Source organism: Actinocorallia sp. A-T 12471 (assembly GCF_033875155.1).
GTDB lineage: Bacteria > Actinomycetota > Actinomycetes > Streptosporangiales > Streptosporangiaceae > Actinocorallia.
Genome location: NZ_JAWZTE010000014.1, coordinates 67,376 through 94,352, shown reverse-complemented (window position 1 = coordinate 94,352; position 26,977 = coordinate 67,376). Strand labels below are relative to the sequence as shown.

Genomic DNA, 26,977 nt, shown 5'->3' with positions numbered 1-26,977 from the left:
CGTGGGTCATCCTCCCAGCACTGCCGCGACGAGCTCGTCGCGCGTGATGTCCTCGGTGCGGTATTCGCCGATCGTCCTGCCGTCGCGGACGGCGATGACGCGGTCGGCGAGCCGCATCACCTCCTCGGCGGACGACGACGCGAGCAGCACCGCGACGCCCCGGTCCACGAGGCCGTCGATCAGCGCGTGGATGTCGGCCATCGCGGCGACGTCCACGCCGTTGGTCGGGTCCTCCAGCAGGCACGCGGCGGGGTCGGTGCCCAGCCACTTGGCGAGCAGCACCTTCTGCTGGTTGCCGCCGGAAAGGCCGCCGACCGGGGGGTTCGCGGTGAGCGACACGACGCGGTAGGCGTCGCGGAGCGGGGCGGCCCTGCGCGTCAGGGCGGCGCGGCGGTGCAGCAGCCTGCGGTCGAGGCGGTCCCTGGCAAGAAGCAGGTTCTCGTCAATCGACAGCTCGGGGATCAGGCCGAGGGAGCGGCGGTCTCCGGTGACGCAGCGCAGCCCGCTCGCCAGGGAGCGTCTGACATTCCCGAACGGGACACGCCGGCCGTCCACCCAGAGGCCGCCGCGGTCGGGGCGGCGGCGGCCGGACAGCAGATCGAACAGGCGCGACTGGGCGTCGCCCGCCGGGCCGAGCACCGCGACGACCTCGCCGCGCCGCACCTCGACGCCGAACCCGTCGATCGCGCGGCCGTCGCACAGGTCGCGGACCGCCAGGCCCACCTCCGCGCCGCACGGCTTGCGGACCGGGTGCGCGGAGACGACCTCGCGGCCGACCATCGCGCGCACCAGGCCGCGCTCGTCGGTCTCGCCCGCGCGCAGTTCGCGCACGACGCGGCCGTCCCTGAGCACGGTGATGCGGTCGGCGAGGTCAAGGACCTCGGCTATGTGGTGGGAGATGTAGACGATCGCCTTGCCCGCGTCGCGGAGCCTGCGGACCAGCGCGCGCACCTGGTCGGCGGCCTCCGCGCCGAGGCACGCGGTGGGCTCGTCGAGGATCAGGACGCGGCCGCCGCGCCGCACCTCGCGGGCGATCTCGACCATGGTCTGCTCGGCCACGGTGAGGTCGCCCGCGAGGGCTGTCACGTCGAGGTCGATGCCGAGGTCGCGCAGCGCGGCTTGGGCGTCGCGGTTCACCCGTTTCCAGCTGACGAACGAGCGCCGGTTCGGCAGGCCGCCGAGCATGATGTTCTCCGCGACGGTCAACGCGGTCACCAGCTCGCGGCGCTGCGGGACCGTCGAGATCCCGAGCTTGCGGGCGAGGCGCGCGTTGAGCTGCTTCTGGACGCGTCCGGACACTTCGATATGTCCGGAATCGGGGTTCTCCACGCCCGCGAGTACCTTGACGAGGGTCGACTTGCCCGCGCCGTTCATGCCCATCAGCGCGTGGATCTCCCCCGCCCGCACGTCGACCGACACGTTCCGCAGCGCCACCGCGCCGCCGAAGGTCTTGGTGACGTCGCGGACGCCGATCACCGGGGTGGTGGTCATCGCGGGGCTCACCGTGCGACGCGCTCGTACCCGCGGATGTCGGGGAACGGAGGCTCCCGGTCGGCCTGGAGATCGACCTGGAAGGCGTTCAGGCACATGCCGAGCATGGTGAAGTTGCCGAGCGAGCCGACCGCGTCGACAAGGCCCTGCGCGCCGAAGTGCTCCTCGGCGGCGCGGAAGGTCTCCTCGGTGACGAAGTGGTCGCGCAGGATCTCCACGCAGAACTGGTAGAAAGCCTGGTCTTCCGCCCGGTCGAACACCGGTTCGCGGCGCTCGGCGATCGCCTTGACGGCGTCGGCGGGGACGCCGGACTCGATCGCCTTGTCCACGTGGGCGTTCCAGGAGTACTGGGCGTCCCAGTTGCGGGCGGCGAGCAGCAGGGACAGTTCGCGCAGCCGGAGCGGAAGGCTCGATTCGAACCTGGCGAAAGCCCCCAGCGCCTCGACCTTCTCGCACAGCTCAGGGCTGTTCAGCCAGACCCGGAACGGCCCGCGGACCGCGCCGCGGCGGCCGGCGATGCGCTCGGCGATCTCCTTCTGCCGCTCGTTCATGTCGGCCGGATCAATGACGGGAAGTCTCATGCCCACCGGAACCCTCGCTCTGTGACCCCGACCACTCGGGACCGTTCCGGCATGACCGTACAACTCAGGACAGGGTGGTACACACCGCTACACGCGCAACGTAAAGCTGCACGTCTTGGCACCCCTGGCCGGCACCGTCCCGCTCTACTGTCGAACCGCACGCTACGAGGTGAGTTGAGGGGACGAGACCGTGACGACGATCATCAAGGTTGCCGAGGTGGGACTGCTCGACCGGGGCGGCTCGGTGGTGACGACCCCGTTGATCACCACGGCGTCGGCGGGGGGCGAGAACAAGATCACCAGTGGGATCAGCGTCTACCCCGTCGGGTCGGGCGCGCCGCTGCACTCGCACAACTGCGACGAGCACGTCACGATCCTCGACGGGGAGGCCGAGGTCGTCGTCAACGGGGAGGTGACCCGGCTCGTGCGGCACGACACCACATACATCCCCTCCCCCATCCCCCACCTTTTCCGCAATGTCGGGAACACCCCGCTCCGGATTCTCTGGGTGTACAGCTCCGGTTACGTCACCAGAACGTTCACCGAGACCGGCGTGACGGTCGAGCACCTGTCACCCGAAGACCAGATGGGCAAAGACTGACCCGCTTGAAGCCGCGCAAGGACCCCGCCTCTGCCTGACCCGGGGCCCTCTGGGGGTGTTGCGCGGGGTCAGCCCGTCGTCTGGGTGGATCCCAGGGACGCGCCGTCCAGGCGGGTCGTCATCGCCTGGAGCTGCTGCGGGGTGACCCCCCTGGCGTCGCGCAGGTCAGCGCCCGCCAGGTTGGCCCCCGTCAGGTCCGCGTTGCGCAACCGCGCGCCCCGCAGGTCCGCCCCCTCCAGATCGGCCCCCGTCAGGTCGACCCGGCGGAGGTCGGCCCCCGCGAGGTTCACGCCGCGCAGGTCCGCGCCCGCGAGGTCGGCCCCGCGCACCCGGATCTGCGACAGGTCAAGGTGCTCACCCGCGTTGTGCGGCTGGCCGCCGAGGACGCTCAGCGCCGCGGCGACGTCCGACTGCGGGGTCGCCGGAACCGGGTTCTCCGGGGCCGGGTCGTGCTCGCGCACGAACGCGGCGAGGACGCCCCGCACGGCCTGGCGGTCGCGCGGCGAGTCCGTCGCGACACGCTCCAGCGAGTAGATCGCGCCGGTGCGCACCTCGGGCTTGGTCGAGCCGAGCTGGCGGACCGCCCGCGTGTAGCGGTCGGCGGCCTGGGCCTCCTGCGAGATCTTGACGCCGTCGCGGGCCACGTCGACCTGGTCCTGGTCGCCGCGGACCGTGATGAACCCGGCGATAGCGCCGCCGATCACCAGGATCGTGCCGAACAGCAGCGCGCTGCTGGTGATCCGCTCGCGCCTGCCGCTGGGGTGCAGGTGGCGCGGGCCGCGCGCCGGGCGCGTCACGACGTCGTGCTCACGGCGGCGCGGCTCGGGACGGTCCTCGACCAGCCCTGCCGGGATCAGCATGCCGTCGGTGGTCTCCGCCGGGCTCTCGGGCTCCCCGTAAGTTGGCTCCCGGTAGGAAGACCCCCCGTAAACCGACTCTCGGTAAGGAGACTCCGCGTTGCCGGAGCCCGCGTAGTTCGACTCCGCGTAGCTTGACCCCGCGTAATCGGACTTCGCGTAATCGGACCCCGCGTAATCGGACTCCGCGTAGGTGGAGTGTCCGTTGGCGGCGTGGGCGAGTTCCCGTTCCGCGGTCGTCAGGGTGGCGACTGCCGCGATCGGGCCGCTGGTCACCGAGGCGGCGACCGACGCGTGGGCCGGCGCCGCGTGGCGTCCGGTGAGGTCCGGGGTCGTGGCCTCGGCGGCCTGCACCGGCTCGGCGGCCTCGGGGTGGAGTTCGAGGCTCTCGCGCAGCGCCGGCGGCTTCAGGAAGATCGCCGCGATGAGGCCGACGACCGCGACGCCGAGCGACACCAGGAAGATGTGGCCGGTCGCGTCACCGTAGGCGGCGCGGACGATCTCCGCGAGCGGCGCGGGCAGGGAGGCGATGTCGAGGTTGCCGCCCTGCTCTCCGGTCGGCACGATCCCGATCTTGGTGAAGCCCTCCTTGATCAGGTCGGTGACCCGGGTCGCGAGGATCGCGCCGAGGACCGAGACGCCGATGGTGCCGCCGAGCGACCGGAAGAAGGTCACCGCGCCGCTCGCCGCGCCCATGTCCTTCATCTCGACGCTGTTCTGCACGACGAGGACGAGGTTCTGCATCGACGCGCCGACGCCGAGGCCGATCAGCGCCATCGCGAAGCCGATGTAGACGAGGCTCGTCTCGTGGTCGATCACCGACATCGCGCCGAAGCCCGCGATCAGGACGGCGAGGCCCGCGATGATGTACGGGCGGACGATGCCGGTCTTGCTGATGAGCCGTCCGGAGACCGCCGAGGACACCAGGACGCCGAGCATCATCGGGATCGTGAGCAGACCCGCCTCGGTGGGCGAGTAGCCGCGTCCGATCTGGAAGTACTGGCCCAGGAAGACCGAGCCGCCGAACATCGCCATGCCGACCGCGAGGCTCGCGATGATCGCCAGCAGCGGGGTGCGCTGGCGGACGATGTGCACGGGCACGACGGGCTGCGGGTGGCGCACCTCGACGACCGTCGCGGCGACCAGCAGGGCGATCGATCCGCCGACCATCGCGGCGGTCTGCCACGACATCCAGGCGTAGGAGTCGCCGGCGAAGGTCACCCAGACGAGCAGCAGCGAGACGCCCGCCGCGATGAGGGTCGCACCCCAGTAGTCGATCTTGACGCCGTCCTTGCGGACGTGCGTGACGTGCAGGAACCGGTGCAGGACCACCAGCGAGACCACGAGGAACGGGACCGCGATGAAGAAGCACCAGCGCCAGCCGAGCGGCGAGTCGGCGATGAGACCGCCGATCAGCGGGCCGCCGACCGTCCCGAAGGCCATGACGCCGCCGAGGTAGCCGTTGTACTTGCCGCGCTCCTTCGGCGGGATCATCGCGGCGATGATCACCTGCACGAGGACCTGCAGCGCGCCGACGCCGATGCCCTGGACCGCGCGGAACGCGATCAGCTGGCCGGTGTTCTGCGCGAACCCACAGGCGATGGTCGCCACGACGAACAGGGCGATACCGACTTGGAGCAGGAGTTTCTTGTCGAAGAGGTCGGCGAGCCTGCCCCAGATCGGGGTGGTCGCCGTGGTCGTCAGCAGCGTCGCGGTGACGACCCAGGTGTACTGGGACTGGGAGCCGCCCAGCGAACCGACGATCTGCGGCAGCGCCACCGAGACGATGGTGCTGCTCATCAGGCCGATGCCCATGACCGTGAGAAGACCGATCAGAGATCGCATGATCTCCCGATGGCTCTTGGCCTCAAGTGCCGTGTTTGTCACCAGACGTCCCCCAAGTAACGATTGAACGAGCCAAGGTTACCTGCACTTTGTGCAAAGTTGCACACTGGGCAGAAAGCTTGGATTTTGCATAGCATGGGGGCCATGAGCAGCACGCACGGCCTGCGCGAGCAGAAGAAGGCCGAGACCCGGCGGGCCGTCCACCATGCCGCGATCCGCCTCGCCACAGAGCACGGCTACGACAGGGTCACCGTCGAGGAGATCGCCGACGCGGCCAACATCTCCCGGCGCACCTTCTTCAACTACTTCACCGACAAGGCCGAAGCCGTCATGTTCGGTGAGGAGGATCTCTTTCGCGAGCTGCTCGCCTCAGTGGACCGTCAGCCGCCGGAGCTGTCCGGCTGGGAGGCGCTGCGCGGGGCACTCGACCGGCTGCTCGCCCCGCTCCAGCTGCCTTCGCCCGAGTGGGCCGCCCGCTCGCGCCTGGCCCGTCGCCACCCGTGCCTGCTGGCGCGGCTGCTGGCCGGCCAGGCCGAACTCGAGCGTGACCTTGCCAAACGCGTGACCGACCGCGACGACTGTACCCCCGAACGCGGCCGGGTCGTCGCGTCGGCGTTCCTGTCGGCCATCCGCACGGGCGGGCACCTTTGGTTCGACGGCGCCTGCGCCGCCCCGCTGCAATCCCACATCGTCACGGCGCTGGACGAGGTGGAACTTCCCTTCGCCTGACGGGGTGAGCTTTCTCACCGTCCGGCGCTGCGCTGATACGCCCGGAGTGCGGGCGGACCCGTCGGAAACAGGCCCGGCTCGATCGCCGTGAGGTGATCGAGCCGGGCCGTTGGGTTCTCGGGTCAGGAGGTCGCCTGGGCGATCGCCTTGTCGAGGATCTCCAGGCCGAGGTCGAGTTCGTCCGGCGTCACCGTCAGGGGCGGGGCGATCCGGAAGACGCCGCCCATGCCGGGGAGCTGGACGATGTTCATGTGCAGCCCGAGATCGAGACAGGCCGCGGTGATCGCCTTGCCGAGCTCGTCGGCGGGTTCCTTGGTCGCCCGGTCCTTGACGAGTTCGATGCCCTGCATGAGTCTGCGGCCCCGGACGTCGCCGATGCACTCGTGGCGGTCCTGGAGGGTCAGCAGTCCCTCACGCAGCCGCGCCCCCAGCTCGGCGGCCCGCTCGTGCAGCCGATCCCGCAGCACGATCGACACCACGGTCCTGCCGACGGCGGCGGGCAGCGGGTCGGACACGTGCGTGGTGAAGAACAGGAACCCCCGCTCGTGGCATCGTTCTTCGATCTCCGCGCTCGTCACGACCGCCGACAGCGGCAGCCCCGCCCCCAGCGTCTTCGAGAGCGTGAGGATGTCGGGCACGACCCCGTCCCGCTCGAACGCGAACATCGCCCCGGTCCGCCCGAGCCCCGTCTGCGCCTCATCGAGGATCAGCAACATCCCGCGCTCAACGCACTTGTCCTTCAGTGCGGCGAGATATCCCGGCGGCAGATCAACAAGCCCGCCGGAGCTGATGATCGGCTCAACGAGACAGGCGGCCAGCGCACCCGCCGACTGCGCGTCCACAAGATCAAACGCATGATCCAGTTCACCCCGCCAGTCATGCACCCCGTCCCGGACGAACCGGCTCCGATACGCGTTGGGCGCGGGAATCGCGATGTTCCCCGGCACAGGCGGCCCATACCCGCGCCGCCCGGCACTGTAGGTCGCGGCCGCCGCCCCCGACGTCATCCCATGCCAGGACGTGCTGAAGCTGACGATCTCATACCCCCCGGTATAGAGCTTCGCCATCTTCAACGCGGCCTCGTTGGCCTCCGCCCCCGTCGACAGCAACATCGACTTCTCCAGCGGCTCCGGCGCGATCCCCGCCAGCATCCGCGCAAGATCCACCACCGGCCGGCTCAACATCCCGCTGAACAAATGATCAAGCGACCCCGCATACTCCCGCACCGTCGCCACGACCTCCGGATGCGAGTGCCCCAACACCGCACTCATCTGCCCGGACGTGAAGTCCAGAATCCCCCTCCCCGCCTCATCAAACACATACGCCCCCTCCGCCCGCCCGATCACCACAGGGCTGAACGCTCCCCCATACCGCACCAGATGCCTCTCCACATCCCCCCAAAACCCACTCCCGCCCATGCCAACCCCTCTCCCAGAAGATCCCCAACCCCCACATCCTCCCCCCACCCCCCACCCCCTGACCACCCCACTCCTCCAGGCCCCCCACCCCGCCCGAAGCCAGAAGCAAGGCCCCCAACCCCGCCGACCCCAGCACCCCCACCGCGCGAACCCCCGAGCCGAGACCTATGCGGCATCGCCCAAGACCCACATCAAGAACCCGGATAGGCGTTCATGTACTCGGAGTTCAGGAACTCCGTAAAGGAACTCCACGTACCGCTCAGGCAACGCGTGAACACCCCACCGCTCACGAACACGACCGATCTCCTCCCTCCCCAGCCCAGCGACGGACCCAGCGGGAGCCGCACGCCGCACACCTTCAAAAATCTCCGAAACAGAAATCATCAACCCTCCTGTTGTGATCTTGATACACGCGCGGGCCGACCGGGGCCAGATCGGGAATTGTGGTTGGGGGTGGTTGTCAGGGGCGGATGTTGATGTGGAGTTCGGCGAGCAGGGCGTGGGTGAGTTGCGGAATCTGCGCGGGGTCGAGGGTGGTTCCGGCGAGCTGGGTGGCGCCGGCGAGGCCGCTGATCTGGCTGCCGCGCAGGTCGGCTCCGCGCAACTTGGTCCGGGCGATGCCGGTACCGGGCATGGGGCAGTCGGCGAAGACGACGCCCTCAAGCTTCGACTCGGCGATGGTGGTCTCGCGGAGCATGCAGTCGACGAACGCGAGCGGCCCGGTCGCGGTCAGCTCGGTGAGGGTCGCGTAGTCGAACCGGCAACGCTCGAAGACCACATCGATGAGGGTGAGTCGGCGGGCGTTCACCCCCATGAGGCGGCAGCCGGTGAAGACGCAGCGGTCGATCTTGGTGTCGGTGAGGCGGGCGGAGGCGAAGTCGCAGTCGTCGAAGGTCGTGTTGCTGAGCCTTGCCTGTTCGAGGACGGCTTCACGGAGGGAGACCCCGGTGAAGTGGCAGCCGGTGACGGCGCGGCCGTCGAGTTGAAGGCGGGACCAGTCGGCGTCGGTGACCGCGAGGCCGCTGACGTCGCCGCGGGCGGGCGGCCCGTCGGCGGGGACGAGTTCGTCGTCGGAGGGCAGCAGGACCTTGATGTCGCGGATCTGGCGGATGTCCATCGAGGTGCCTCCGAGGTCGTGGGGCGCGCCCCGCCCAGGCAAGGGCCAGGCCGGGGCGCGCCGTCGTGGTGGTGCCGGCGGAGCTATTTCTTGTTGCTCCAGTTGTCCCAGGTCGGCCGGTTGTCGTGGGCCTCCGGCGCGACGTCCGGGATCGCGGCGGTGACCTCGGCAAGGAACTCCTCCACCGTAGTGGCGGTGGTCGTCTCGAGCAGTTCGAGGACGGGCATGGCTATTTCTCCTTCGGTTGGATCACGGCCGTGGCGGCCGCGAACGCGGTGACGAGGGCCTGTCGGGTGTTGCGGCAGTGGGCGGTCTCGGTGGCGGCGAAGCTGCCGTGCTCGAAGTACCGGTTGCCCGCGTGGGCGCCACGGCAGAAGTCCCAGAACGCGCAGGTCGACTCGCAGCCGTCCAGGCCGTCGAGCAGTTCCGCGATGTAGGGGACGTCGTGCGCGCGGCGCAGAATCGCGGACAGCGACTCCTTCAGCACGTTCCCGACGACGAAGCCGCGGTGCTCGGGGGCGTCGATGCCGAGCAGTTCCGGGGACATCAGGACGAGGTCTCCGTTCCAGGCGATCGTGGGGATCGGGTCGTGTTTGACTCCTGTCCATTCCTCCTTCCGCCCGGTCCTGGCTTTGTTCAGGTAGGCGGCGAGTTGGTCGATCTCCCGGACCCGTAGGTCAGGGAAGCGGTGGTGGGCGGCGATCACGCCGGCCCAGAACGCCTCGGCGAGGCCGGTGTCGACGACGTCGCGGGAGTCGTTGACTCCTTCGAGCTCCTCGATGTTGAACCCGACCTGCGTGCAGCCGAGGCCGGCGAAGAACTCCATCAGCCCGCCGGGATCACCGACGGTCTCCGGGGAGACGACGCAGATCACGGAGAAGGGGATCTCGTGGTCGCGCAGCACCCCGATGCAGCGCATGATCTTCTCGAACGCGGGCCGCCCCGCCCGGTCGACCCGGTTCACGTTCGCCGCCTCGGGCCCGTCGACGCTCACCCCGACCTGGAACCGGTAGGTCCGGAACAACGCGCACCACTGCTCGGTCAGCAACGTCGCGTTCGTCTGGATCGAGTGCTCGATGAGCCCGGCGATCCGCAGGTCCTCGAACGCCAGCACCCGCTGCCTGAAGGTCGCGATGGGCAGGGCGGTGGGTTCGCCGCCGTGCCAGACCACCCCGACCGGCTCCGGGTCGTTCTGTTCGGCGATCGAGGCCGCCGCCGCCTTCACCACCGTCGGCAGGATCTCGTAGCGCTTCTTGCGTCCGGGCAGGTAGCAGTAGTCGCAATCGAGGTTGCAGAGGCTGGTCGGCTGCAGGATCACGGTCCGGAAGCTCCGGCCGATCCGCTCATCGAATCTCATCCGGCGGGTGCGGGCGCTGGTGTCCATGAAATGAGCATCCGACCGCCGATCACGGTTTCCCGCTGACAGACCGATGTCATGACCGCTGACCTGTCCCCGGCATCGCCATGACGTGTCATCGGCTCGGCGATGTCATGTCATCGGCCGGGAGAACCCTCATATCACCCGGGATGATCATGGTGGGTGGGTTAGGTTGCTGGGCATGGTGCAGCGCACGATCCTCATTGATGATGACGGTGTGACCAGAGAATCCGGGCTCGTCTATATCTGCTCGGGCTATCTCGTCGAGGCCGGCCGGGTCCTGCTGGTGCATCACAACGGGTTCGACAAGTGGGTGCCGCCCGGCGGCCATATCGAACCCGGCGAGACCTTCGCCGAGACCGCCGTCCGCGAGGTCAAGGAAGAAACAGGTCTGCTGGTCGAGGCCATCTCCTTCCAACCCGCCGAGATCCATCCCGCCGACGGGAACGCCACCCCGGAGCCGGTGCCGTTCCATGTCGATGTCGAGCGGGAAGGGTTCCGGATCCCCGCGCTCGCCCAGTTCTACTTCGTCCGCCGACTCCCCGGCCAGGACAGCGCCCACCTCCGGGCCGACCTCGAAGAGGTGCATGAGGCCCGCTGGTTCACCCTCGCCGAGCTCGACGACCTGCCGACATTCGAGCAGGTCCGTTCGCTGGCCCGGTGGGCGATCCGGAACTACCCGGTCGAGTCCGAGCGGGTGCCGCCGGAGGTGCGGCCCAGCGCGGGAACCGCGAGAGCGTAGCCGTTGCCGTCTGCGGTCAAGCAGGACTCCGCCAGCTTGACCGCGGTGCCGCCGAACGCTTCGGTGATCGCGGCGTTGAGCCGCTGGACGTATTTCGGGATCGAGGACGGCGAGACGCCCAGCGCCGTCGCGATGGCTGCCACGGCCAAGCCGTTGGGGGCGTGGTGCAGCAGGACTGCCAGGTCGAAGAGCCGTGTCGAGACGATGCAGGCCACCGACTCGTCCGCGGTGCTCACGACGATCTGCCGGCCGTCAGCGACGAGGGAGACCTCGCGGAGTTCGGCGCGCGTGGCCGCGAGCGGCCCGCCGACGGCGTTCGGGTCGTGGCCGGCCATCGTCATCTGTGCGATCCGGATCCGCGCGGCCTCGTAGGCGCACACGGTGTAGTAGGCCGCGCGGATCGTCGGCCGCCGCCGTCCCGAAGCGCCCGGCTCGGTCCAGAGGCCGCCCTCGGGATCCCAGAGGGAGTCCATGAGCTTCCAGGCCCGCGCGAGGCGCTGGTCGTAGGGGCTGCCTCCGGCCCGTAGGACTGCCTGAACTCCGAGGGCGTAGGCCATGTGCTCCCAGGCGGTGCCTTGAACGTCCTTGTCGTCTTCGACGAACGTCTCCCAGCGGGGATGGTGGCGCAGCAGCCACTGCCCGGCTTCGGCGATGATCTGGGAGGGCCGCTTCAGCTCCGGGTCGTCGTGAACTCCGCCGACCTGGAGCGGTGCGTCGTTCACCGGCGGCCCGCTGGTGGTCTGGCCGGTTGCCGCGACGACCGCCATCGAGCACAACGCCGTCTTGCTCGGGGAGGGCGCGGTGTCGACATAGGTCCGCCACCCCCAGGCGCCGCTGGTCCGCCGGTGGTAGAGCAGCCCGGCCAGTCCGTGCGCGATGAGCGGGTCGATCCTCCCGGTGAGTTCGGTGGTGTCGATGCCGCCCGGCAGGTTGAGGCCCGGGCCGAGCCCGGTCAGGGCGTCGCGGAGTTGCGCGAGCGCCGTCACCGCGAGGGCGGTCTGGTGGAGGGAGACGTCGTCGATTCCCGCGACTTCCGGCCAGCCCTGCCCGATCTGGTGCTCGGTGAGCCAGTCGACGCACCAGGCCGCGGTCTGCGCGACCTCCGGCTGAGTGACGAACTCCGGGTAGTGCAGCAGCCCCGTCAACCCGAAGCAGACGAACCGCGTGTTCTCGCCACGGCCGCCCTTCTGCCGGGGTCGGCAGTGCTCCTCGATCGCTCCGGCCAGGTAGGCGAGGGCGTCACGGACCGGCTTCCCGCCGATCCCTGCCGCGCGGAGGATCGGCAGCACCTCGCTGGTGTTCACGACCGAGGAAACCGAGGAGAGCGTCAGTCCCCAGCCGCCGTCGAAGCCCTGGCTCGCCAGGAGGGTTCGGGCGGCGCGGGAGAGACGTCGGTCGTAGGAGGACAGCCCGATCAGCTTCATGGTCGACCACCCCGTCTGCCGCTCACGCCGTTTCTGTGAGGAGAACACACCTGAACTCTCATCGAAAGAGGCCCACGCGGCGCACGAGCCCGGTCAGGTAGTCCAGGGCCGCGCTGCCTGGAAGGTGAACTCACTCTCGATGAAGGTTAGGCCCGGAGCGTGCTTCAGTTCCGCGACCAGGCGGCGCATTGCGGGCGTCGCGGGGTGGGGGTGGGGGACCGCCGCCGGGGGTGGGGCGGCGGTCTGTGGGTGCGGCTGGTTAGGGGGTTGGGTGTTTTAGGGCGGTGGTGAAGGTGGTGAAGGTGGAGGTGGTGAAGTGGAGGGTGGGGCCGGTTGGGTGTTTGGAGTCTCGGGTGGCGATTCCGTTGGGGAGGGGGGCTACTTCTACGCAGTCACCACCGTTTCCAGTGGTGTAGGAAGACTTGCGCCAGTTCAGTTCTTCCATCGGGTGAGTTACTCGCCTTCGCGTTTAATGGCGGTGGTGAGGGCGGTGAAGGCGGAGGTGCTGAAATGGAGGCTTGGGCCGGTTGGGTGCTTGGAGTCGCGGGTGGCGACCTTTCCCAGGAGGGGGGCTAGCTCTACGCAGTTGCCACCGTTTCCGCTGGAGTACGAGGACTTGCGCCAGTTCAGCTCTTCCATCTGTCTATCGCCTTCTCGATCACGGTCAGGGATTCGCTTCTGTTCAGGGCGGCCGCCCTGAACGTCTCAAAACTATTACGCAGGTGCGAGATGGCCTCCGGGCTTTCCACGACTTCGCCGTTCAGCTGGTTGTCCACGTACGCGACCTCTCCTCCACTGCTGAGGTTCGCGATGGCGAAAGCTCCGGAGAATCCGCTACAAACGCTATCAGACAGGGGGAGGAACGCGACGATCACGTTACGCCGCTGGGCCATCTCGTAGAGGTGTTCCATCTGGCGCTGCATGATCCCGTCATCACCGACGCACCGTTCCGGGACTGCGGTATCCATCAGGGCCACGAGGGTCACCGGACTGTCTCGCGTCAGCAGCTCCTGCCGCCCCAGCCTGGTTGCCACGTGCCTGTCGACTTCGGCACCGATATATCCGTGGGCCTCGAAGGTGCGCCTCATGTACTCCTCGGTCTGGAGCAGGCCGGGGAGTACAAGTGGTTCGAATGACCAGATGAACTTGCTGGCGCGTTCGGCTTCGAGCCATTTGCCGAACCATTCCTGGGGCATTGCGTCGTTGATCATGTCGTCGCGGATTCGGGTGAGGTAGCCGGGGTCGGGGGAGTCCTTGGTGGGGTCGCTGAAGCCGAAGTAGGACTCGATCTTGGTGAGGTCCTCGGGGACGGGTATGCGTTCGCCGCGTTCCCACATGTAGACCAGGCTGAGGGAGACGTTCATCGCGGTGGCGAACTGCTCGGGGCGCAGGGCGCGGCGTTCGCGGGCGAGCTTGATCTCCCTACCAAGGAACTTGCGGGGGGTCAGGTGAACGGCCGTCATTTCTCTGCACAGCTCCTGCACAACTCGGGGGATGGTCATGTGTATCGGGTGTGTCCGTGCTTGCTCTCCACAGCCTACGCCGATGAGTGCAGGGTGTGGATAGAAAAAGCAGAAATGCGGAAAGGGAAAGAACTTGCCGCATTGGAAAGTGCGATTCGGCGTAATCTTTATGAGAAGGGTGTGCGCTTATGTCCGTCGGCGGGCGTTCTGGGGCTGCGGTGAATCTGGCGCGGTGGGGTGCGGTGCCGTACATCACGGCGTGGTCGTCGGAGACCGCTTCGCTGGTCACGCTCGTGGTCCGCGACGGGCGGCTCGGCTATGCCGACGAGACCGCCGGGGACCGGGACAGCGCGGGGGTGCTGTGGACGCGCATAGCGTTCAGCCCGGGAGTGGGGGTCCCGCAGTTCGCGAACGTGCACTTCCTGCGGCAGCGGCGCGCGATGCACGGCCTGCTGTGCCAGGTGTGCGGAACGCCCTGCGGGAAAAGCGCGCTGTGGATGCTCTCGCAGAAGGAGTACGAAAGCGCCGAAGGGCCGTGGCCCGCGCCGGTGATGACGTCCCATCCCCCGGTCTGTCCGGGATGCGTGGAACGGTCGACGCGGCTGTGCCCGCATCTGCGTGACGGCCATGTCGTGCTGCGGCCCCGGCGGGTCTCCCCCGCCGCGCTCTCCGGCATGTTCTACCGGCCGACGCCCACCGGCCTCGTGCCCAAGGCGACGACGCTCGCCCATGACGACCCGCGCGTCCGCTGGCTGCGCGCGACCCAGCTGCACGTGCTGCTCGAGGACTACGACCTCGTCCGGCTCGGCGGCATGCTCGTGACGACCAAGCCCGCCGCGTGACCCCCTCACCGGGTCCGGCGTGAGCGGACGTCCTGGCGCTGCCCCGCCGACCCGCAAGGGCCGGAAGGGCAGCGCCGGGATCGCGAGCCTGTTACCGCCCGGGTGGGACCGTGGGGGTCGTCGCGATGTCCAGGATGTCGGCTGCGTGACGGACCCGCGTCGCCCATGGCGTGTCCGGGGACAGGGCCGGATCGAGGGCGTCGAAAAGGCGTGCGCCGTCGGTGGTGGTGGGGCGGCGCGCGCCCACCCGGACGGCCTGGACCAGGGCCACCGCGAGGGAGCCGTGGAGCAGGCGCAGGGTCTGGGATTGCTCGTGGGCGGTCAGCGCGGCCTGGGTGCCGAAGGGCACCACGTCCTGGTTGTGGTGGTTGGTCGGAATGCTCTGCATCGAGGCCGGGGTCGCGCGGCGGCGCATGTTCGCGACGAGCGACGTGGCGGCCAGCTGGACGCCCTGGACGCCGTGGTCGCGCCCCGGCAGCTCCGCGAGGACGGGGTTGAGGCCGCCGTTGCGGTGCGGGTCCATGAGCAGGTCGAGTTGGCGTTCTGCCAGGTTGGCCATCTGGGTCGCGGTGATCGACATGAGGTCGGCGGCGAACGCGACCTGCTGGCCGAAGAAGTTGCCGCCGTGCGCGATGACGTCGCGTTCGGGGAACAGGAGCGGGTTGTCGCTGACGCCGTTGAGGTCGTCGGTGACGACCTGGCGGGCGTGCCGCAGGCTGCTGGCGGCCGCGCCGAGCAGGTGCGGGGCGCAGCGCAGCGTGTACGGCTCCTGGAGCGGGCGGTCGGCCCCCGGCGTGTGCCCGGCGAGGTGGGCGCGCAGGATGGCGGCCTGGCCCGCGGTGTCGTCGTGGCCGAGCGCCTCGAAGATCTCCGGGACGACGAAGTCGGTGCGGCAGCCGAGCACGTCGGCCATGAGCGCGGTGAGCGCGGTCGCCGCGGCGAGGCTGCGGCTGAGCGCGGTGAGCGCGAGCCCGGCCGCCGCCGACGTGACGGACGTGCCGTTGACCAGGGCGAGCGCGTCGCGTCCGGTCAGCTCCAGCGGGACGAGCCCGGCACCGGCCAGCGCCTCGTCGGCGGCCATCCTGGTGTTGCCCAGGTACGCCTGGCCACGGCCCTGGAGCGCGCGGACGGCGTGCGCCATCGGCGCGAGGTCGCCGGACGCGCCGACCGACCCGAACTCCGGGATGGCCGGGGCGAACGACGTCGCGAGGGTGGCGCGCAGCGCGTCCACGACGGCGAGGGACACGCCCGAGCGGCCCTGCGAGAGCGTCCAGACGCGGGCGAGCAGCGCGGCCCGCGCGATCGCGGGCGGGAGATCGGGCCCCTGGCCGACCTCGAGGTGGAACAGCAGGTTCTCGCACTGGTCGGCCGCCTGTCTCTGCCCGGCGAACGTGACGAGCGGCCCGAACCCGGTGGTCGCGCCGTAGATCTCGCGGCCCTCGGCGAGGCACAGGTGCAGGAAGTCGTGGCAGCTCACGACGGCGTTGCGGGCCGACTCGTCGAGCGTCACGGCGACGGGCGCGGCGGCCTGTTCCAGGGCCTCCGGGGTGAGCCGGGCCGGGAACACCAGCGTGGCCGTGACGGGAAGCTGGTCGACGGACATGTCTCCTCCTGGTGGTGTGTGGGCGGCGGCCTATCGGCCGGAAGCCGCCAGCAACTGGGCCTGCGCCGTGCCTGGACGGCTCGGGTGGTCGCCCGGGTCCAAGGCGACGGCCAGGACATGGTCGGCGTCCCCCGTCGCGATGAGGCGGGCCGCGCGCTCCCGGGCCGCTGCCAGCGGGCAGCCGGTGGCCAGGAGGGTGACGAAAGGTCCGGCAAGCCCCCACAGCGCGGCGAGATGGCCGGGCGCGGTGCTTGGCACGTTCTGGAAGAGCAGGTGTTTGGGCACGGGACGCGGCGCGTTCGCGGCCTCGTCTATCGCCGTCTGGGTGACGGTGTCGCCGCGCGTCGCCGCCATGACGAGTCCGACGCGGTCGCCGGCCGCGAGCGGCGGCGCGCCGAAGTGGCCGGTGAGGCACGGTTCCGCGGCCGCCATGAGGAGCGGCGCGAAGAAGGAGACGTCCCAGCGCGGGACCTCGGGAAGCGTCGGATCGGGGTCGCCGGGAGGCGGCCAGTGCGCCTCGGCGAGGACCGTGAGCGCCGCCGTGAGTTCGTCGGGGACCCGGTTTTTTGGAAGGATGGGACCGGCGGGGGCGGCCTGCGCGGCCGCCCCCGTCTGCGTTGTCAGGTTCATGGCGCCGCCAGGACGAGGGCGGTGCTGACACCGCCGAAACCGGTGTTGAGGCTGAGCATGTGGCCGGTCTCCGGAGCCTGCTCGGAGTCCAGCACGAGGTTGAGCGGGCAGCCGTCGTCAAAGCCGGTGAATCCGGCGTTCACGGGCAGCCGCCCTTCGCGGAAGGCGAGCGCGCATACGGCGAGTTCCACCAACCCCGACCCTTCGAGGCAGTGGCCGTGCAGCGCCTTAGTGGAGCTGACGCGCACGTCAGCGGAGTCGGCCGGGAGCCCGCGTAGGATCGCCGCCGCTTCTGCCGCGTCGAACGCGGGCGTGGCGGTGGCGTGCGCGTTGACGTAACCGACGCGCGGACCGCCCGCGCGGGCGAGCGCCTTGGCGATCGCCTCGGCCGGGCCGCGTCCGTCCTCGCGCGGCCTGACCACGTGGTGCGCCTCGCAGGTGTTGCCCCACCCGGCGACGCGCAGCCACGGGCCCGGCTGGCCGGGCCGTGAGTCCGCGCGCTCAAGGACGGCGGCCGCCGCGCCGTCGCCGAGAATCGGCCCGCTGCGGCCCGCGCTGAACGGGCGGCTGACGCCCTCGGCGGTGAGGATGCCCGCGCTGTCGAACGCCGCGAACATGCTCGGGTCGACAAAGCTCCCGCCTGCGACGACGACCCTTTCCTCGGCGAGGTCGGCGATGAGCTCTGCCGCGTCGGCGAGCGCGGAGTTCGACGCCGCGCAGGCCGCGGTGTGCACCGCGACGACCCCGCGCAGCCCGCACGCGGCCGCCAGCGCGACGGCCTTGGCCGCGGTGTCGCGTCCGGCGTGCAGGGCGAGGACGAGCGGCGTCCCCGCGCGCTCCTGCACGGTGAGGCCCGCCTGGTCGCACGCCTCGTCGATGAGGCCGCGCAGGGCCTCGAAGAGATCGGGGTTGCCGGGCAGGGTCGCCGCGTGGTGCGCGCGGTGGTGCCGGGTGTCGAACCGCGTGACGGGCGCGACCGCCGGGACGCCCGAGGCCACGCCGTCTCTGAGCGCGGCGAGGCCGGGACCGTAGGCGGTGAGCGCGGAAAGGCCGGTGACATGCGCCATCACGCCACCCCCGAGGCGACGCGCGCCGCGAGCGCGTCCCCGCCCGAGGGCCGGAACACCACGGGCAGCTCCGCGAGGCCGGAGGTGACGTGGAAGCGGGTGAAGGGTCCCGTGCATCCGGGCCGCCAAGACAGGTCGGCCAAGGGGACCGCCGGGACGAGCTCGGGAAGGCCGCGCAGAACCGTCAGCAGGGCGACCCGGCAAAGGTGCGCGCCCAGGGACGGCGACAGGCAGTGATGCGGACCGTGCGCGAAAGCCAGGTCGTTGCCTACGTCGCGCGAGAGGTCGAGCCGGTTGGGCGCGTCGAACCTGCGCGGGTCACGGTTGGCGAGCCCGAGATGCACCACGACCGCCTCGCCCGGCTCAAGGTAGGCCCCGTGGAACGCCAGCGGCCTGGTGACCAGGCGCGGCATCGGCGCGGCGACCGGCGTGGTGTACCTGAGCAGCTCGTCGATGCCGTGCTCGACCGCCGCGACGTCCTCGGTCATGCCGGGCCTGAGCCACAAGCTGTACAGGGCGGTGGTGAGGAAGTCGGTGACGGGTTCGGTGACCGCCATCAGGGTCGCGAAGACCGTCGAGGTGAGTTCCTGGTCGTCCATGCCGGTCTCGGCGGCGCAGGCGAGCATGGCGCTGATCCCGTCGTCGCCTGGGTCGCGGCGGCGTTCGGCGAGCAGGTCGTACAGCAGCGCCACCATCTCCTCGCGTTCCGCGCCGTACCGCAGCCGCTCGGGCGAGCCCTCGGGCTCGAACAGCGGGGCCGGGGCCCAGCGCGGCATGGCGCGCAGCCGGGCGATGACCTCGGCGGGGTAGCCGAAGAGGTCCTCGGCGAGGTCGAGGACGAACGGGTGGCAGAAGTCGGCGACGAGGTCTGCCGTGCCGCGCTCGGCGATCGCGGCGAGCCGCGCGGCGGCGGCTCCCGGGGCGTCGTGCGCGGCGCGGGCGATCCGCTCGGGCGTGATGGCCGCCGCGCCGAGCGCGCGCAGCCTGCGGTGCGCGTCGCCGTCGGTGTTGAACATGCTGCGCACGATGCTGTCGGTCACCGGCGGCTCGGAGAACCACAGGTAACGCTTCCACCGGTCGCCGCCCGGCTCACTGAACGACCTGGCGAACGTCGGCTCGCCCAGCGCCTTGCGCGCGGCGTCGAAGCCGGAGACCGTCCAGACGAACGTGCCGTCGGGCAGCGGCGCGCGCCAGACCGGAGGCTCCTCCCGGGTGTCGACGCGCTCGGCCTCCGGGCTGTGCCGCAGGCGCGCGTCCATCAGCGCCGCCGTGCCCGGTCCGGCTTCCACCATGGCCCACCCCTCCCACCCGCAATCACACCAAGTAACTATGATGTTGCCATCCGTAGCAATTGCCGGGATGCGCCATTTAAAACGCGCACTTCCGAGACTTCACCGACGTCACTGACGGGAGCGGACATGCGCGACCACCTGCTCGACCCGCACGCTGAACTGCCCACCGAACCGCAGGCCGGGGGCGGTGCGGCCGAGCCCGTCGGGGTCGCGGCGTGGATCGCGCGGCGCGCCGCGCGGACCGGCTCGCGGGTCGCGGTGCGGTACGAACCCGGCGCGCAGGAGTCCGCGCGCAGCGCCGAACTCACCTACGCCGACCTGGACGAGCGGGCGCGGCGGCTCGCGCACGCGCTGCGCGCCGACGGGGTCGGCCCGGGCGACAGAGTGGCCTATCTCGGGCCGAACCGGCCGGGGTTCCTCGAGTGCCTTGTCGCGACGGGACTGCTCGGCGGCGTGTTCGTGCCGCTGAACACGCTGCTGACGGCGTCGGAGCTGGACCACCAGCTCGCGGACTGCGGCGCGCGGATTCTGCTGCGCGACGCGCTCGTGCCGCCGCCCGCGCTCGCCGTGCAGGTCCCGGTGCGGCAGGTCGGGAACGCCGTGTACGAGGCAGTGCTGGCGGCGGCCGAGAGCACGCCGCTTGCGGTGCGCGTCACGCCCGACGACCCGTGCCTCATCCTGTACACCTCAGGCACGACCGGGCGGCCGAAGGGCGCGGTGCTCACCCACCGGGCGGTGCTGTGGAACTGCCTCAACGTGCTCGTGGACGTGGACCTGACCGGCGACGAGGTCGCGCTGGTGGCCGCGCCGCTCTTCCACGCCGCCGCGCTCGGCATGCTCGCGCTGCCGGTCCTGCTGAAGGGCGGGACCTGCGTCCTTGTCGATTCCTTTGACGCGTCCCATGCGCTCGACCTCGTCGCGCGGCTCGGGGTCACCGCGACGTTCGCGGTGCCGACGATGCTCCAGCGGATCGCCGCGCTGCCCGAGTTCGAGGAGGCCGACCTTTCGTCGCTGCGGACGCTGCTGTGCGGGGGCGCGCCCGTGCCGTCGGGGCTGAAGGAGCGGTATGCGGCGCGGGGCGTCGTCGTGCGGGAGGGGTACGGGCTCACCGAGGCCGCGCCGGGGGTGCTCGTGGAGGGGTGTGACGGGCTCGTGCCGCATTTCTTCACCGACGTGCGGGTCGCGGCACTGGCCGGATCGCCGGAGGGGACCGGCGAACTTCAGGTGCGGGGGCCGAACCTGATGGCCGGGTACTGGGGGCGGCCTGAGGAGACCGGGGCGGCGTTCGACGGGGGGTGGCTGCGGACCGGCGACGTCGTCAGGGCCCGGATCGACGGGGTGCTCCAGGTGGTGGACCGGCTCAAGGAGGTGATCATCTCCGGCGGGGAGAACATCTACCCGGCCGAGGTCGAGCTCGCGCTGGCGGAGGTGCCCGGGGTCGCGGAGTGCGCGGTGGTCGGGGTCGCGCATCCCGACTGGGGCGAGGTCGGACACGCCCTCCTCGTCGCCGCCGACGGGATCACCCTCGATCCGGACACCGTCCTGTCCTGCCTCGACGGCGGCCTAGCCCGCTACAAGATCCCGCACACCGCCGAGGTAGTGCCGTCACTGCCGCGCACCCGGACGGGCAAACTACACCGCGCCGAACTCCGAACCCGCTACGGCACCCCGGAATGAGCCGCGCCGACGCCAAGTCGGGCAGCGCGCGTGCCCGTGGGATGGGCCGCGCCCGGACGCCAGGTCGGGCAGCGCGACGCGCCCGAAGGGCGAGCCGCGCGGAGGCCGGGACGGACGGTGCGACGGGCCCGTGGGGGTCGGCCGCACGCGGACGCCAGGTCGAGCGGCGCGACGCGCGCGGAGGGCGAGCCGCGCGGAGGCCGGGGCGGGCGGCGCAACGGGCCCGTCGGGTGAGCCCCGTGCGGACGCTAGGTCGGGCAGCGCGGTGCGCGCGGAGGGCGAGCCGCGCGGAGGCCGGGGCAGGCGGTGCGACGGGCCCGTGGGGGTGGGCCGCGCGCGGACGCCAGGTCGGGCAGCGCGCGTGCCCGTGGGATGGGCCGCACGCGGACGCCAGGTCGAGCGGCGCGACGCGCGCGGAGGGCGAGCCGCGCGGAGGCCGGGCGGGCCGTGGGAGGGGTTCGTGGGGTGGGTGCGGGGTCAGGTGGGGATGCGGGTGAGATCCATGTCGACGTGGGTGGCCCAGGGGGGTTCGCGGACGAGGAGGGTGACTGGGCCGTTGGGGAGGTCGATCTCGACTGTGGGGCGGAAGCCTGCTCGGAGGGCTGTCGTTTCGGTCTTGGTGTTCGGGGCGGCCAGGACGATGCGGCGGCAGCGTGGTTCGGCCGTCCAGATCGCTTCTACTACCGCGTTCAGCGCTTCCGTTGCGGCGGGGGTGGTGGAGAGGAGGGAGATCTCTACGTCCAGCGCGCTGATGGGGTAGGCGGCGCTGAGGCGTCCTGCGGCGCAGCGCTCGACCCGGACTTCGGCGTGGGCGCCGTCGGGGCGGCTGAGCCTGAGGACGCCGCGGGCGCGGCCCCACGGCTCGTGGACCGCCGTCCAGGGTGGTCGCGGGGTGAGGGCGGGGAGCGGCGGCACTGTCATGCGGGTCGTCCTTTCGGTCAGAGGTGGTCGCCGCCGGCCGGGGCCGCGAACCCACGGACGCCGATGCCGCCGTCGACCGAGATCGCCTGGCCGGTGATCGGGCCGCTCTGCTCGCGGGACGCCAGCAGCACGTAGGAGGCGGTGAAGTCGCGCGGGTCGGTACTCGAGTCGTGCAGCGGGATCGACGGCGGCGCGTCGGGCCGTCGTCTGGCGAACGACGCGCCGATCGAGCGTTCGCCGAGGTCGAGGGCCGCGGGGCCGCGCAGGTCGGTGTTCATGCCGCCGCAGGCGACGCCGTTGACGCGGACCTTGGGCGCGAGCTCGTAGGCGAGCTCCCGCATGAGGCCGAGGGCCGCGTGCTTGGAGGCCGTGTAGACGGGTCCGCCGCCGTTCACGTAGAAGGAGGCGTTCGACAGCGTCATGACGATGCTGCCGCGCGTCCGGACCAGCTCACGCCAGGCGGCTTCGGCGGCGAGGAGGTAGCCCTTGACGTTGACCGCGAAGACCTCGTCGAAGGTCGCCTCAAGCGCTGCGGCATCAAGGCGGGTGAGCTGCCGCTGGAAGTCCCAGATCCCGGCGTTGGCGACGAGCGTGTCGAGCTTCCCGAACCGTTCGACCGTCGCGGCGACGGCCCGGTGCAGGTCGGCGGACGAGCGCACGTCGCCCTCGACCGTCAGCACCCGCGACGGGTCCGGCGACCCGGCCGCCGCGACCGCGAGCTGTGCCGGGTCGTTCCCGAACACCGCCACTGACGCGCCCTCGGCGACAAATCGGTCGGCCACCGCCCTGCCGATCCCCGACCCTCCCCCGGTGATCAGGACCGCGTAGCCCGCGAGCCACCCGCTCACGCCAGGTCCCCGAGGAAGTCCGCGACGTGCCGCTCGAACTCGCGGGCCCGCTCAAGCTGGACCCAGTGCCCGCAGTTCCCGAACACGTGCAGCTGCACGTCACGGATCTGCTTCAGCATGAGCTGCGCGCCCTCAAGGGTGATCGTGCGGTCGTCGCGGCCCCACAGCAGCAGGGTCGGGGCCTTGATCCGGTGCATGTCGCGCCAGAGCGGGTCCATGCCGTGCCGCTTGGCGAACGCCGCGTTGTAGCGGTGGTAGAAGGCGATGTGGCTCTCGTCCAGGGAAGCCTCGTAGCGCGCTTTGACGACGTCAGCCCCGAACTGCCTGTGGTCGAAGACCATGGTCCGGATGAAGTTCGCCATCTTCTTCTCCGACGGGCCAGTCCCGTTGTAGTACCGGAACATCTCCTTCTGGCCCTCGGTCGGGGTCGGGCCGAACGGGAGCCAGCCGCCGCCCGGGGCCATCAGGACGAGGCCGGTCACCCGTTCGGGCCTGGTCTGCGCCATCGCGATGGCGGCCGCGCCGCCGAGGCTGTTGCCGAGCAGGTGGAACGTGGTGATGCCGAGCGCGTCGAGGGCCTGGAAGAGGGCGTCCACGGTGATCTCGGTGATCGAGCGGGCGTCGAGATCGGCCTCGGTGGGCCGGTAGCTGCCGCCGAAACCCGGCTGGTCGGGCAGCACCACGCGGAACCGCTTGGTCAGCTCGGGCAGGTTCTGGTGGTAGTTGCTGGCGCCCGACGCGCCCGGGCCGCCGCCGTGCAGCATCACCAGGACGGGTCCCGCGCCCGCCTCGGCCACGGCGATGTCGCCCAGGGACGTCGGCACCACATGCCGGGTGATCGGTTCGGTCTCGGTCACGCGTAACCTCACATGAAGGATCAGAAGAACGTCGAGATGTTCTTGGCGAGAAGGACGTTCTGGTCGAGCAGGATCGTGCGCCTTGCGACGAGCAGGCCGCCGTCGTCGGTGCGGCGCAGGACGTCGGTGCGGCTTCCGGCGAACACGTTCTCCTCGCGTTCCAGCCGGTTGCGGTAGACCAGGAAGGCCGAGCGGACCAGCAGGTCGGCGGCGGTGAACCCCGGATGCTCCGCCGGGTCGACGTGTTCGGCGAGCACGTTCGTCACCAGGTGACGGGTCCGCGACGGCGGGTCCTCCGACCAGGCCATGCCCGAGTCGAACCGGCGGATGCGCCAGGCCAGCGATTCCTTGGTCTCGTCGTAGTAGGCCGCCTCCCCGCGCGCGGCGACCGCGAGTGCCTGCTGACGGCGCAGCCGGTTGGTCCGGGTCGGCATCCAGTAGTCGAGGTCGTCGGCGAGCAGGTCGAGCCAGTCGGCGTAGCGGCCCTCGTCGAGGAGGAACGCCTCGCGGTAGTAGAAGCGCTCGACCGCGAAGTGGGTGTCGCGGTCGGCGGGCCGGCCGGCCTGCGCGGCGTCGGGTGCGGTGATGCTCACGGGTGTCCCTTCTGTCTCGGTCACCGGCGCAGCAGCCTGCGCGGGTCGGTCGCGGGGTCGGCGAGCGCGGCGGCGTCGACCTCGACTGCGCGGTCGATCAGTCGGCGGGCTGCGCGGACAGCCGCCGGGTCGTCCACCGAGGCGGCCGCGACGACCCTGCCGCCGCGCAGGCCGAACACCGCGAACGACGGTTCCGGCTCGCCGCGCATGACCGTGGTGTCGGCGGCGGCCATCGAGCCGACGGCCTCGACGTGGACGCCGTGCCGGTCGCTCCACCACCATGACGCGCTCTCGGGCGGGAGCGGCCGCCCGAGGATCGTGGCGGCGGCACGCTTTCCGTCTTGTTGTGCGGCTTCCCAGTGCCCGGCGCAGGGTCTGAGGAGGCCGTCTACGCGGCGGCGTGCGGAGTCGCCGACCGCGAGGATCGCCGGGTTCGCGGTTGTTTGTCCCTCGGTGACGACTATCCCGGCGTTGACCTCAAGGCCAGCCGCCTTGGCGAGTCCGGTACGCGGGACGAGCCCTACGCCGATCACTACGGCGTCGAAAAGGCGGGGTGTGTTCTCGCCTTCGAGCCGTGCCGCGATGCCGTCGGGGCCGTCCTGGAAGGCGAGGACGCGCGCGGTCAGGGTGGTGATCCCGCGCGCCGGGTGCATCGCGTGCAGCCAGCGCGCCATGACGGGGCCGACCGCAGCCTCAAGGGGGGTCGCGGGTTCGGCGAGGACGACGTCGCAGCCGAGCGCGCGCGCCGTGGAAGCCGTCTCCGCGCCGATCAGGCCGCCGCCGACCACGAGGACCCGCGCGCCGGGGACGAGGGCCGCGCCGAGGCGTTCGGCGTCCTCGGCGTCGCGCAGCACGTGGACGCGGGGGCCGTCCGCGCCGGGGATCGGGGGGCGTGCCGCGTCTCCTCCCGGGGCGAGGATGACGCGGTCGGCGGTGAGGACGCCGCCGTCGGAGAGCGTCACCGAGCCGTCGTCTATCGCGGTGACTCTTGTGCGGGTTATGAGGCGGATGTCCTGGTCGGCGTACCACTCCTCGGGTTGGAGTGCTATCCGCTTGAGGTCCTTGGACCCCAGCAGGAAGTCCTTGGACAGCGGTGGCCTGTCGTAGGGGAACTCCCCTGCGTCCACGAGGTGCAGTACGCCGTCGTATCCGGCGGACCGCAACGCGGCGGCCGTACTGACCCCGGCGAGGCCGCCGCCGACGATCACCACGTGCGCGATGTCGGACATGTCAGGGGGCCTCTCCGGGGAACAGGTAGACCTCGCCGTCGCGGACCTCGACCCGGTGCGGGCGCTGGTCCTCGGTGGCGGGCAGGCCCTGGACCTTTCCGTCCTTCAGGCAGAACTTGGACGTGTGCAACGGGCACTCGACGCAGCCGTCCTCGACCCAGCCTTCCGACAGTGACGCGTCGCCGTGCAGGCATGTGTCGTCAAGGGCCCAGATCGAGCCGTCGGTGTCGTGCAGGAGGGCGATGTGGTCGTCGGTGCCGGTGAGGCTCCGGTCGATCTTCAGGCCCTCGCCTTCGGGGATGTCCGCGACCGCGGCGACCCTGATTCCGGCGCTCATGCCGGGTCCTCCTCGTGCCAAGCTGGGGTGTTCATGAGCTGCCGCCAGCGCGCGTAGAACGACCGTCCCGCCGCGTCGGAGTACAGCTCGCTCGTCTTTCCGGGGTAGCGGCCGTCCTCGCGTTCGCTGCCCATGCCCATCTGGTAGTTCAGGGCGACCGAGTTGGTGACGAAACCGCGCGCGATCGCCTGGACCTCCGACCAGTTCTCGCCGTCGTCCTGCTCGAAGACGCCGCTCGGGCCGAAGGTGCGCAGGTTGTACAGGCGCTGGGCCTCGCGGACCTCCTCCGGCATCGACGCGTCAACGATGGTCCACGCCCACACCTCCATCCGGTCCGGGCCTTTGGGGTGCCAGATCCGGATCGAGCCGTTGACGGGCAGGTAGGAGAAGTTCGGGAAGACCGTCGCGTGGCCGTTGGTCAGCGGGCCCTCGACGCGGGCGTCGCCAAGGCGTTCGCGGAGGGCGGCGTAGTCCGTCCAGTCGTGGACGGCCTGGGCGTCGAACCGGTTGCGCGGGTGGACGGGGAAGCCCGCGCCGTGCCCGTTCGGGTCGACGTACTGGCGGCCCGTACGGTGCACGATCTCCTGCTTGGGCTTTCCGCCGTTCGCCAGCACCGTCAGGGCCGAGGCGTGGCTCATGTTCACGTGGTACCAGTCGGTCGCGAACTGCTCGGCCGCGAGCTTCCAGTTGCCTTCCAGCACCCACTTGTGGACGCCGCCGACGACGACGGTGCCGTGCGCGTCGTGGTCGAGCATCGCGTCCATGTACCAGGCCATGTCGCCCAGCGACGCGCGCAACGGAACCGGCGACGGGTTCCACGTCCCGAAGATCAGCCCGTGGTAGGTCGCCACGTGCGGCACCTCGACAAGGCCCCACTGGGCGGTGTCGAAGGTCTCGGGGTAGCCCTCCCGGTTCGGCACGCTCACCAGGTCGCCCTCGAGGTTGAACGACCAGCCGTGGTAGGTGCAGGTGAAGTTGCGCGTCGTGCCGAAGTCGGCACGGCACACCCGCGCGCCACGGTGGCGGCACGAGTTCAGGTACGCCCTGATCCTGCGGCCCTTGTCCATCGTGACGATGACCGGGTCCTCGCCCATCCACGTGGTGAAGAAGTCGCCGGGGCGGTGGAACTGGTCGGCGTGCGCGAGGAACAGCCAGCTCGGGGCGAAGATCCGGCGCATCTCCTGGCGGTAGATCCGCTCGTCGGTGAAGACCGCGCGATCGAGCAGGCCGCCCTCGGCGTCGACAAGCCCGGCGACGTCAACGTTCCTCGCCGGCTCCGCGGGACGGCGCAGGGCGCCGCGCGGGGTCGCCGTGACGGGTTCGGTGGAGGAGCTCATGGAAGGCATGGAACCCGGTGGGCCCCGCGCGTCGGAACTGCGTGTGCCGCAGGGCGGAACACGGACTGTAGCCGGGCCGGGGGCGCACGGGAGTCTCT

Annotated in this window: 27 protein-coding genes and 2 pseudogenes; 5 read left to right on the top strand and 24 right to left on the bottom strand. The window is 70.8% G+C overall.

Annotated features, from left to right (window positions below; translation table 11 throughout):
* Positions 1-6 precede the first annotated feature (6 nt).
* Both R9X44_RS30490 and R9X44_RS30485 read right to left on the bottom strand, forming a co-directional pair.
* Entirely contained in the window at positions 7-1,491 is a 1,485-nt protein-coding gene (locus tag R9X44_RS30490; protein WP_319817794.1) for a sugar ABC transporter ATP-binding protein, read from the bottom strand.
* An 8-nt stretch (positions 1,492-1,499) separates the two neighbouring features.
* A complete protein-coding gene (locus R9X44_RS30485) occupies positions 1,500-2,072 on the bottom strand; it encodes a carboxymuconolactone decarboxylase family protein (RefSeq protein ID WP_319817793.1) in 573 nt (190 codons plus the stop codon).
* Positions 2,073-2,262: 190 nt separating this feature from the next.
* Between R9X44_RS30485 and R9X44_RS30480 the strand changes: the two genes are divergently transcribed.
* Entirely contained in the window at positions 2,263-2,673 is a 411-nt protein-coding gene (locus tag R9X44_RS30480) for a cupin domain-containing protein (protein ID WP_319817792.1), read from the top strand.
* A gap of 68 nt (positions 2,674-2,741) precedes the next feature.
* Here R9X44_RS30480 and R9X44_RS35845 read toward each other — a convergent pair whose 3' ends face one another.
* The 3 genes and pseudogenes from R9X44_RS35845 to R9X44_RS35835 form a co-directional block, all read right to left on the bottom strand.
* Entirely contained in the window at positions 2,742-3,533 is a 792-nt protein-coding gene (locus R9X44_RS35845; protein ID WP_413775001.1) for a pentapeptide repeat-containing protein, read from the bottom strand.
* Positions 3,481-3,684: pseudogene (locus tag R9X44_RS35840) on the bottom strand (hypothetical protein); the annotation flags it as partial. The pseudogene R9X44_RS35840 and the gene R9X44_RS35845, both read right to left, overlap by 53 nt.
* A gap of 545 nt (positions 3,685-4,229) precedes the next feature.
* A pseudogene (locus tag R9X44_RS35835) lies at positions 4,230-5,330 on the bottom strand (MFS transporter); the annotation flags it as partial.
* 189 nt (positions 5,331-5,519) lie between these two features.
* On the opposite strand from R9X44_RS35835, the gene R9X44_RS30470 reads away from it, so the two are divergent.
* A complete protein-coding gene (locus R9X44_RS30470; protein ID WP_319817790.1) occupies positions 5,520-6,104 on the top strand; it encodes a helix-turn-helix domain-containing protein in 585 nt (194 codons plus the stop codon).
* A gap of 122 nt (positions 6,105-6,226) precedes the next feature.
* Here the strand turns inward: R9X44_RS30470 and R9X44_RS30465 are convergent, their stop codons facing one another.
* The 4 genes from R9X44_RS30465 to amcB form a co-directional block, all read right to left on the bottom strand.
* The gene (locus R9X44_RS30465) at positions 6,227-7,522 is read right to left on the bottom strand and encodes an aspartate aminotransferase family protein (protein ID WP_319817789.1); all 1,296 of its coding nucleotides are present in this window, start codon (positions 7,520-7,522) and stop codon (positions 6,227-6,229) included.
* A gap of 460 nt (positions 7,523-7,982) precedes the next feature.
* On the bottom strand, positions 7,983-8,639 hold the full coding sequence (locus R9X44_RS30460; protein WP_319817788.1) for a pentapeptide repeat-containing protein: 657 nt from the start codon (positions 8,637-8,639) through the stop codon (positions 7,983-7,985).
* 83 nt (positions 8,640-8,722) lie between these two features.
* The gene (locus tag R9X44_RS30455) at positions 8,723-8,866 is read right to left on the bottom strand and encodes a hypothetical protein (protein WP_319817787.1); all 144 of its coding nucleotides are present in this window, start codon (positions 8,864-8,866) and stop codon (positions 8,723-8,725) included.
* A gap of 2 nt (positions 8,867-8,868) precedes the next feature.
* Complete coding sequence (gene amcB, locus R9X44_RS30450; RefSeq protein ID WP_319817786.1) at positions 8,869-10,023, bottom strand: cyclophane-forming radical SAM peptide maturase AmcB; 1,155 nt, start codon at positions 10,021-10,023, stop codon at positions 8,869-8,871.
* A 175-nt stretch (positions 10,024-10,198) separates the two neighbouring features.
* Between amcB and R9X44_RS30445 the strand changes: the two genes are divergently transcribed.
* Entirely contained in the window at positions 10,199-10,759 is a 561-nt protein-coding gene (locus R9X44_RS30445; protein ID WP_319817785.1) for an NUDIX hydrolase, read from the top strand.
* On the opposite strand, the gene R9X44_RS30440 is transcribed toward R9X44_RS30445, so the two are convergent.
* The 4 genes from R9X44_RS30440 to R9X44_RS30425 all read right to left on the bottom strand — a co-directional run bounded on the left by R9X44_RS30440 (position 10,693) and on the right by R9X44_RS30425 (position 13,646).
* Positions 10,693-12,183 (bottom strand): hypothetical protein, encoded by a 1,491-nt coding sequence (locus tag R9X44_RS30440; protein WP_319817784.1) that lies wholly within the window; start codon positions 12,181-12,183, stop codon positions 10,693-10,695. The two genes, R9X44_RS30445 and R9X44_RS30440, sit on opposite strands and share 67 nt — an antisense overlap.
* 259 nt (positions 12,184-12,442) lie before the next feature.
* Positions 12,443-12,628, bottom strand: a complete 186-nt coding sequence (locus R9X44_RS30435; protein ID WP_319817783.1) for a DUF397 domain-containing protein — start codon at positions 12,626-12,628, stop codon at positions 12,443-12,445.
* A gap of 8 nt (positions 12,629-12,636) precedes the next feature.
* The gene (locus R9X44_RS30430) at positions 12,637-12,822 is read right to left on the bottom strand and encodes a DUF397 domain-containing protein (RefSeq protein WP_319817782.1); all 186 of its coding nucleotides are present in this window, start codon (positions 12,820-12,822) and stop codon (positions 12,637-12,639) included.
* Positions 12,810-13,646: a helix-turn-helix transcriptional regulator gene (locus R9X44_RS30425; RefSeq protein ID WP_319817781.1), complete on the bottom strand. Its 837-nt coding sequence runs from the start codon at positions 13,644-13,646 to the stop codon at positions 12,810-12,812. Before R9X44_RS30425 ends, R9X44_RS30430 begins: the two co-directional genes overlap by 13 nt.
* A 242-nt stretch (positions 13,647-13,888) precedes the next feature.
* Here R9X44_RS30425 and R9X44_RS30420 point away from each other — a divergent pair, with 242 nt between their 5' ends.
* Positions 13,889-14,488, top strand: coding sequence for a hypothetical protein (locus tag R9X44_RS30420; RefSeq protein WP_319817780.1), 600 nt, complete (start codon positions 13,889-13,891; stop codon positions 14,486-14,488).
* Positions 14,489-14,579: 91 nt separating this feature from the next.
* Here R9X44_RS30420 and R9X44_RS30415 read toward each other — a convergent pair whose 3' ends face one another.
* Genes R9X44_RS30415 through R9X44_RS30400 form a run of 4 tightly spaced genes read right to left on the bottom strand, consistent with a single transcriptional unit; the run spans position 14,580 to position 19,080 of the window.
* Complete coding sequence (locus R9X44_RS30415) at positions 14,580-16,091, bottom strand: aromatic amino acid ammonia-lyase (RefSeq protein WP_319817779.1); 1,512 nt, start codon at positions 16,089-16,091, stop codon at positions 14,580-14,582.
* A gap of 30 nt (positions 16,092-16,121) precedes the next feature.
* Positions 16,122-16,721 carry a beta-ketoacyl synthase N-terminal-like domain-containing protein gene (locus R9X44_RS30410; RefSeq protein ID WP_319817778.1) on the bottom strand — a complete coding sequence of 200 codons (600 nt, stop codon included), beginning with the start codon at positions 16,719-16,721 and terminating at the stop codon, positions 16,122-16,124.
* Complete coding sequence (locus R9X44_RS30405) at positions 16,718-17,788, bottom strand: beta-ketoacyl synthase N-terminal-like domain-containing protein (protein WP_319817777.1); 1,071 nt, start codon at positions 17,786-17,788, stop codon at positions 16,718-16,720. The genes R9X44_RS30410 and R9X44_RS30405 overlap by 4 nt, the downstream gene beginning before the upstream one ends.
* The gene (locus R9X44_RS30400; protein WP_319817776.1) at positions 17,788-19,080 is read right to left on the bottom strand and encodes a cytochrome P450; all 1,293 of its coding nucleotides are present in this window, start codon (positions 19,078-19,080) and stop codon (positions 17,788-17,790) included. The genes R9X44_RS30405 and R9X44_RS30400 overlap by 1 nt, the downstream gene beginning before the upstream one ends.
* A 126-nt stretch (positions 19,081-19,206) precedes the next feature.
* Here R9X44_RS30400 and R9X44_RS30395 point away from each other — a divergent pair, with 126 nt between their 5' ends.
* The gene (locus tag R9X44_RS30395; protein WP_319817775.1) at positions 19,207-20,757 is read left to right on the top strand and encodes an AMP-binding protein; all 1,551 of its coding nucleotides are present in this window, start codon (positions 19,207-19,209) and stop codon (positions 20,755-20,757) included.
* A 477-nt stretch (positions 20,758-21,234) separates the two neighbouring features.
* Here R9X44_RS30395 and R9X44_RS30390 read toward each other — a convergent pair whose 3' ends face one another.
* From R9X44_RS30390 to R9X44_RS30360, 7 genes are read right to left on the bottom strand one after another with little or no spacing between them, the layout of a single operon-like run.
* Positions 21,235-21,678 (bottom strand): hypothetical protein, encoded by a 444-nt coding sequence (locus R9X44_RS30390; RefSeq protein ID WP_319817774.1) that lies wholly within the window; start codon positions 21,676-21,678, stop codon positions 21,235-21,237.
* A 17-nt stretch (positions 21,679-21,695) separates the two neighbouring features.
* Positions 21,696-22,526 (bottom strand): 3-(cis-5,6-dihydroxycyclohexa-1,3-dien-1-yl)propanoate dehydrogenase, encoded by an 831-nt coding sequence (gene hcaB, locus R9X44_RS30385; protein WP_319817773.1) that lies wholly within the window; start codon positions 22,524-22,526, stop codon positions 21,696-21,698.
* Positions 22,523-23,383: an alpha/beta fold hydrolase gene (locus R9X44_RS30380; protein ID WP_319817772.1), complete on the bottom strand. Its 861-nt coding sequence runs from the start codon at positions 23,381-23,383 to the stop codon at positions 22,523-22,525. The genes hcaB and R9X44_RS30380 overlap by 4 nt, the downstream gene beginning before the upstream one ends.
* 20 nt (positions 23,384-23,403) lie before the next feature.
* Entirely contained in the window at positions 23,404-23,976 is a 573-nt protein-coding gene (locus tag R9X44_RS30375; RefSeq protein ID WP_319817771.1) for a 3-phenylpropionate/cinnamic acid dioxygenase subunit beta, read from the bottom strand.
* A 20-nt stretch (positions 23,977-23,996) separates the two neighbouring features.
* Positions 23,997-25,205 carry an NAD(P)/FAD-dependent oxidoreductase gene (locus R9X44_RS30370; RefSeq protein WP_319817770.1) on the bottom strand — a complete coding sequence of 403 codons (1,209 nt, stop codon included), beginning with the start codon at positions 25,203-25,205 and terminating at the stop codon, positions 23,997-23,999.
* A gap of 1 nt (position 25,206) precedes the next feature.
* Positions 25,207-25,542: a Rieske 2Fe-2S domain-containing protein gene (locus tag R9X44_RS30365; protein WP_319817769.1), complete on the bottom strand. Its 336-nt coding sequence runs from the start codon at positions 25,540-25,542 to the stop codon at positions 25,207-25,209.
* Positions 25,539-26,879 (bottom strand): SRPBCC family protein, encoded by a 1,341-nt coding sequence (locus R9X44_RS30360; protein ID WP_319817768.1) that lies wholly within the window; start codon positions 26,877-26,879, stop codon positions 25,539-25,541. The genes R9X44_RS30365 and R9X44_RS30360 overlap by 4 nt, the downstream gene beginning before the upstream one ends.
* Positions 26,880-26,977: the final 98 nt, after the last annotated feature.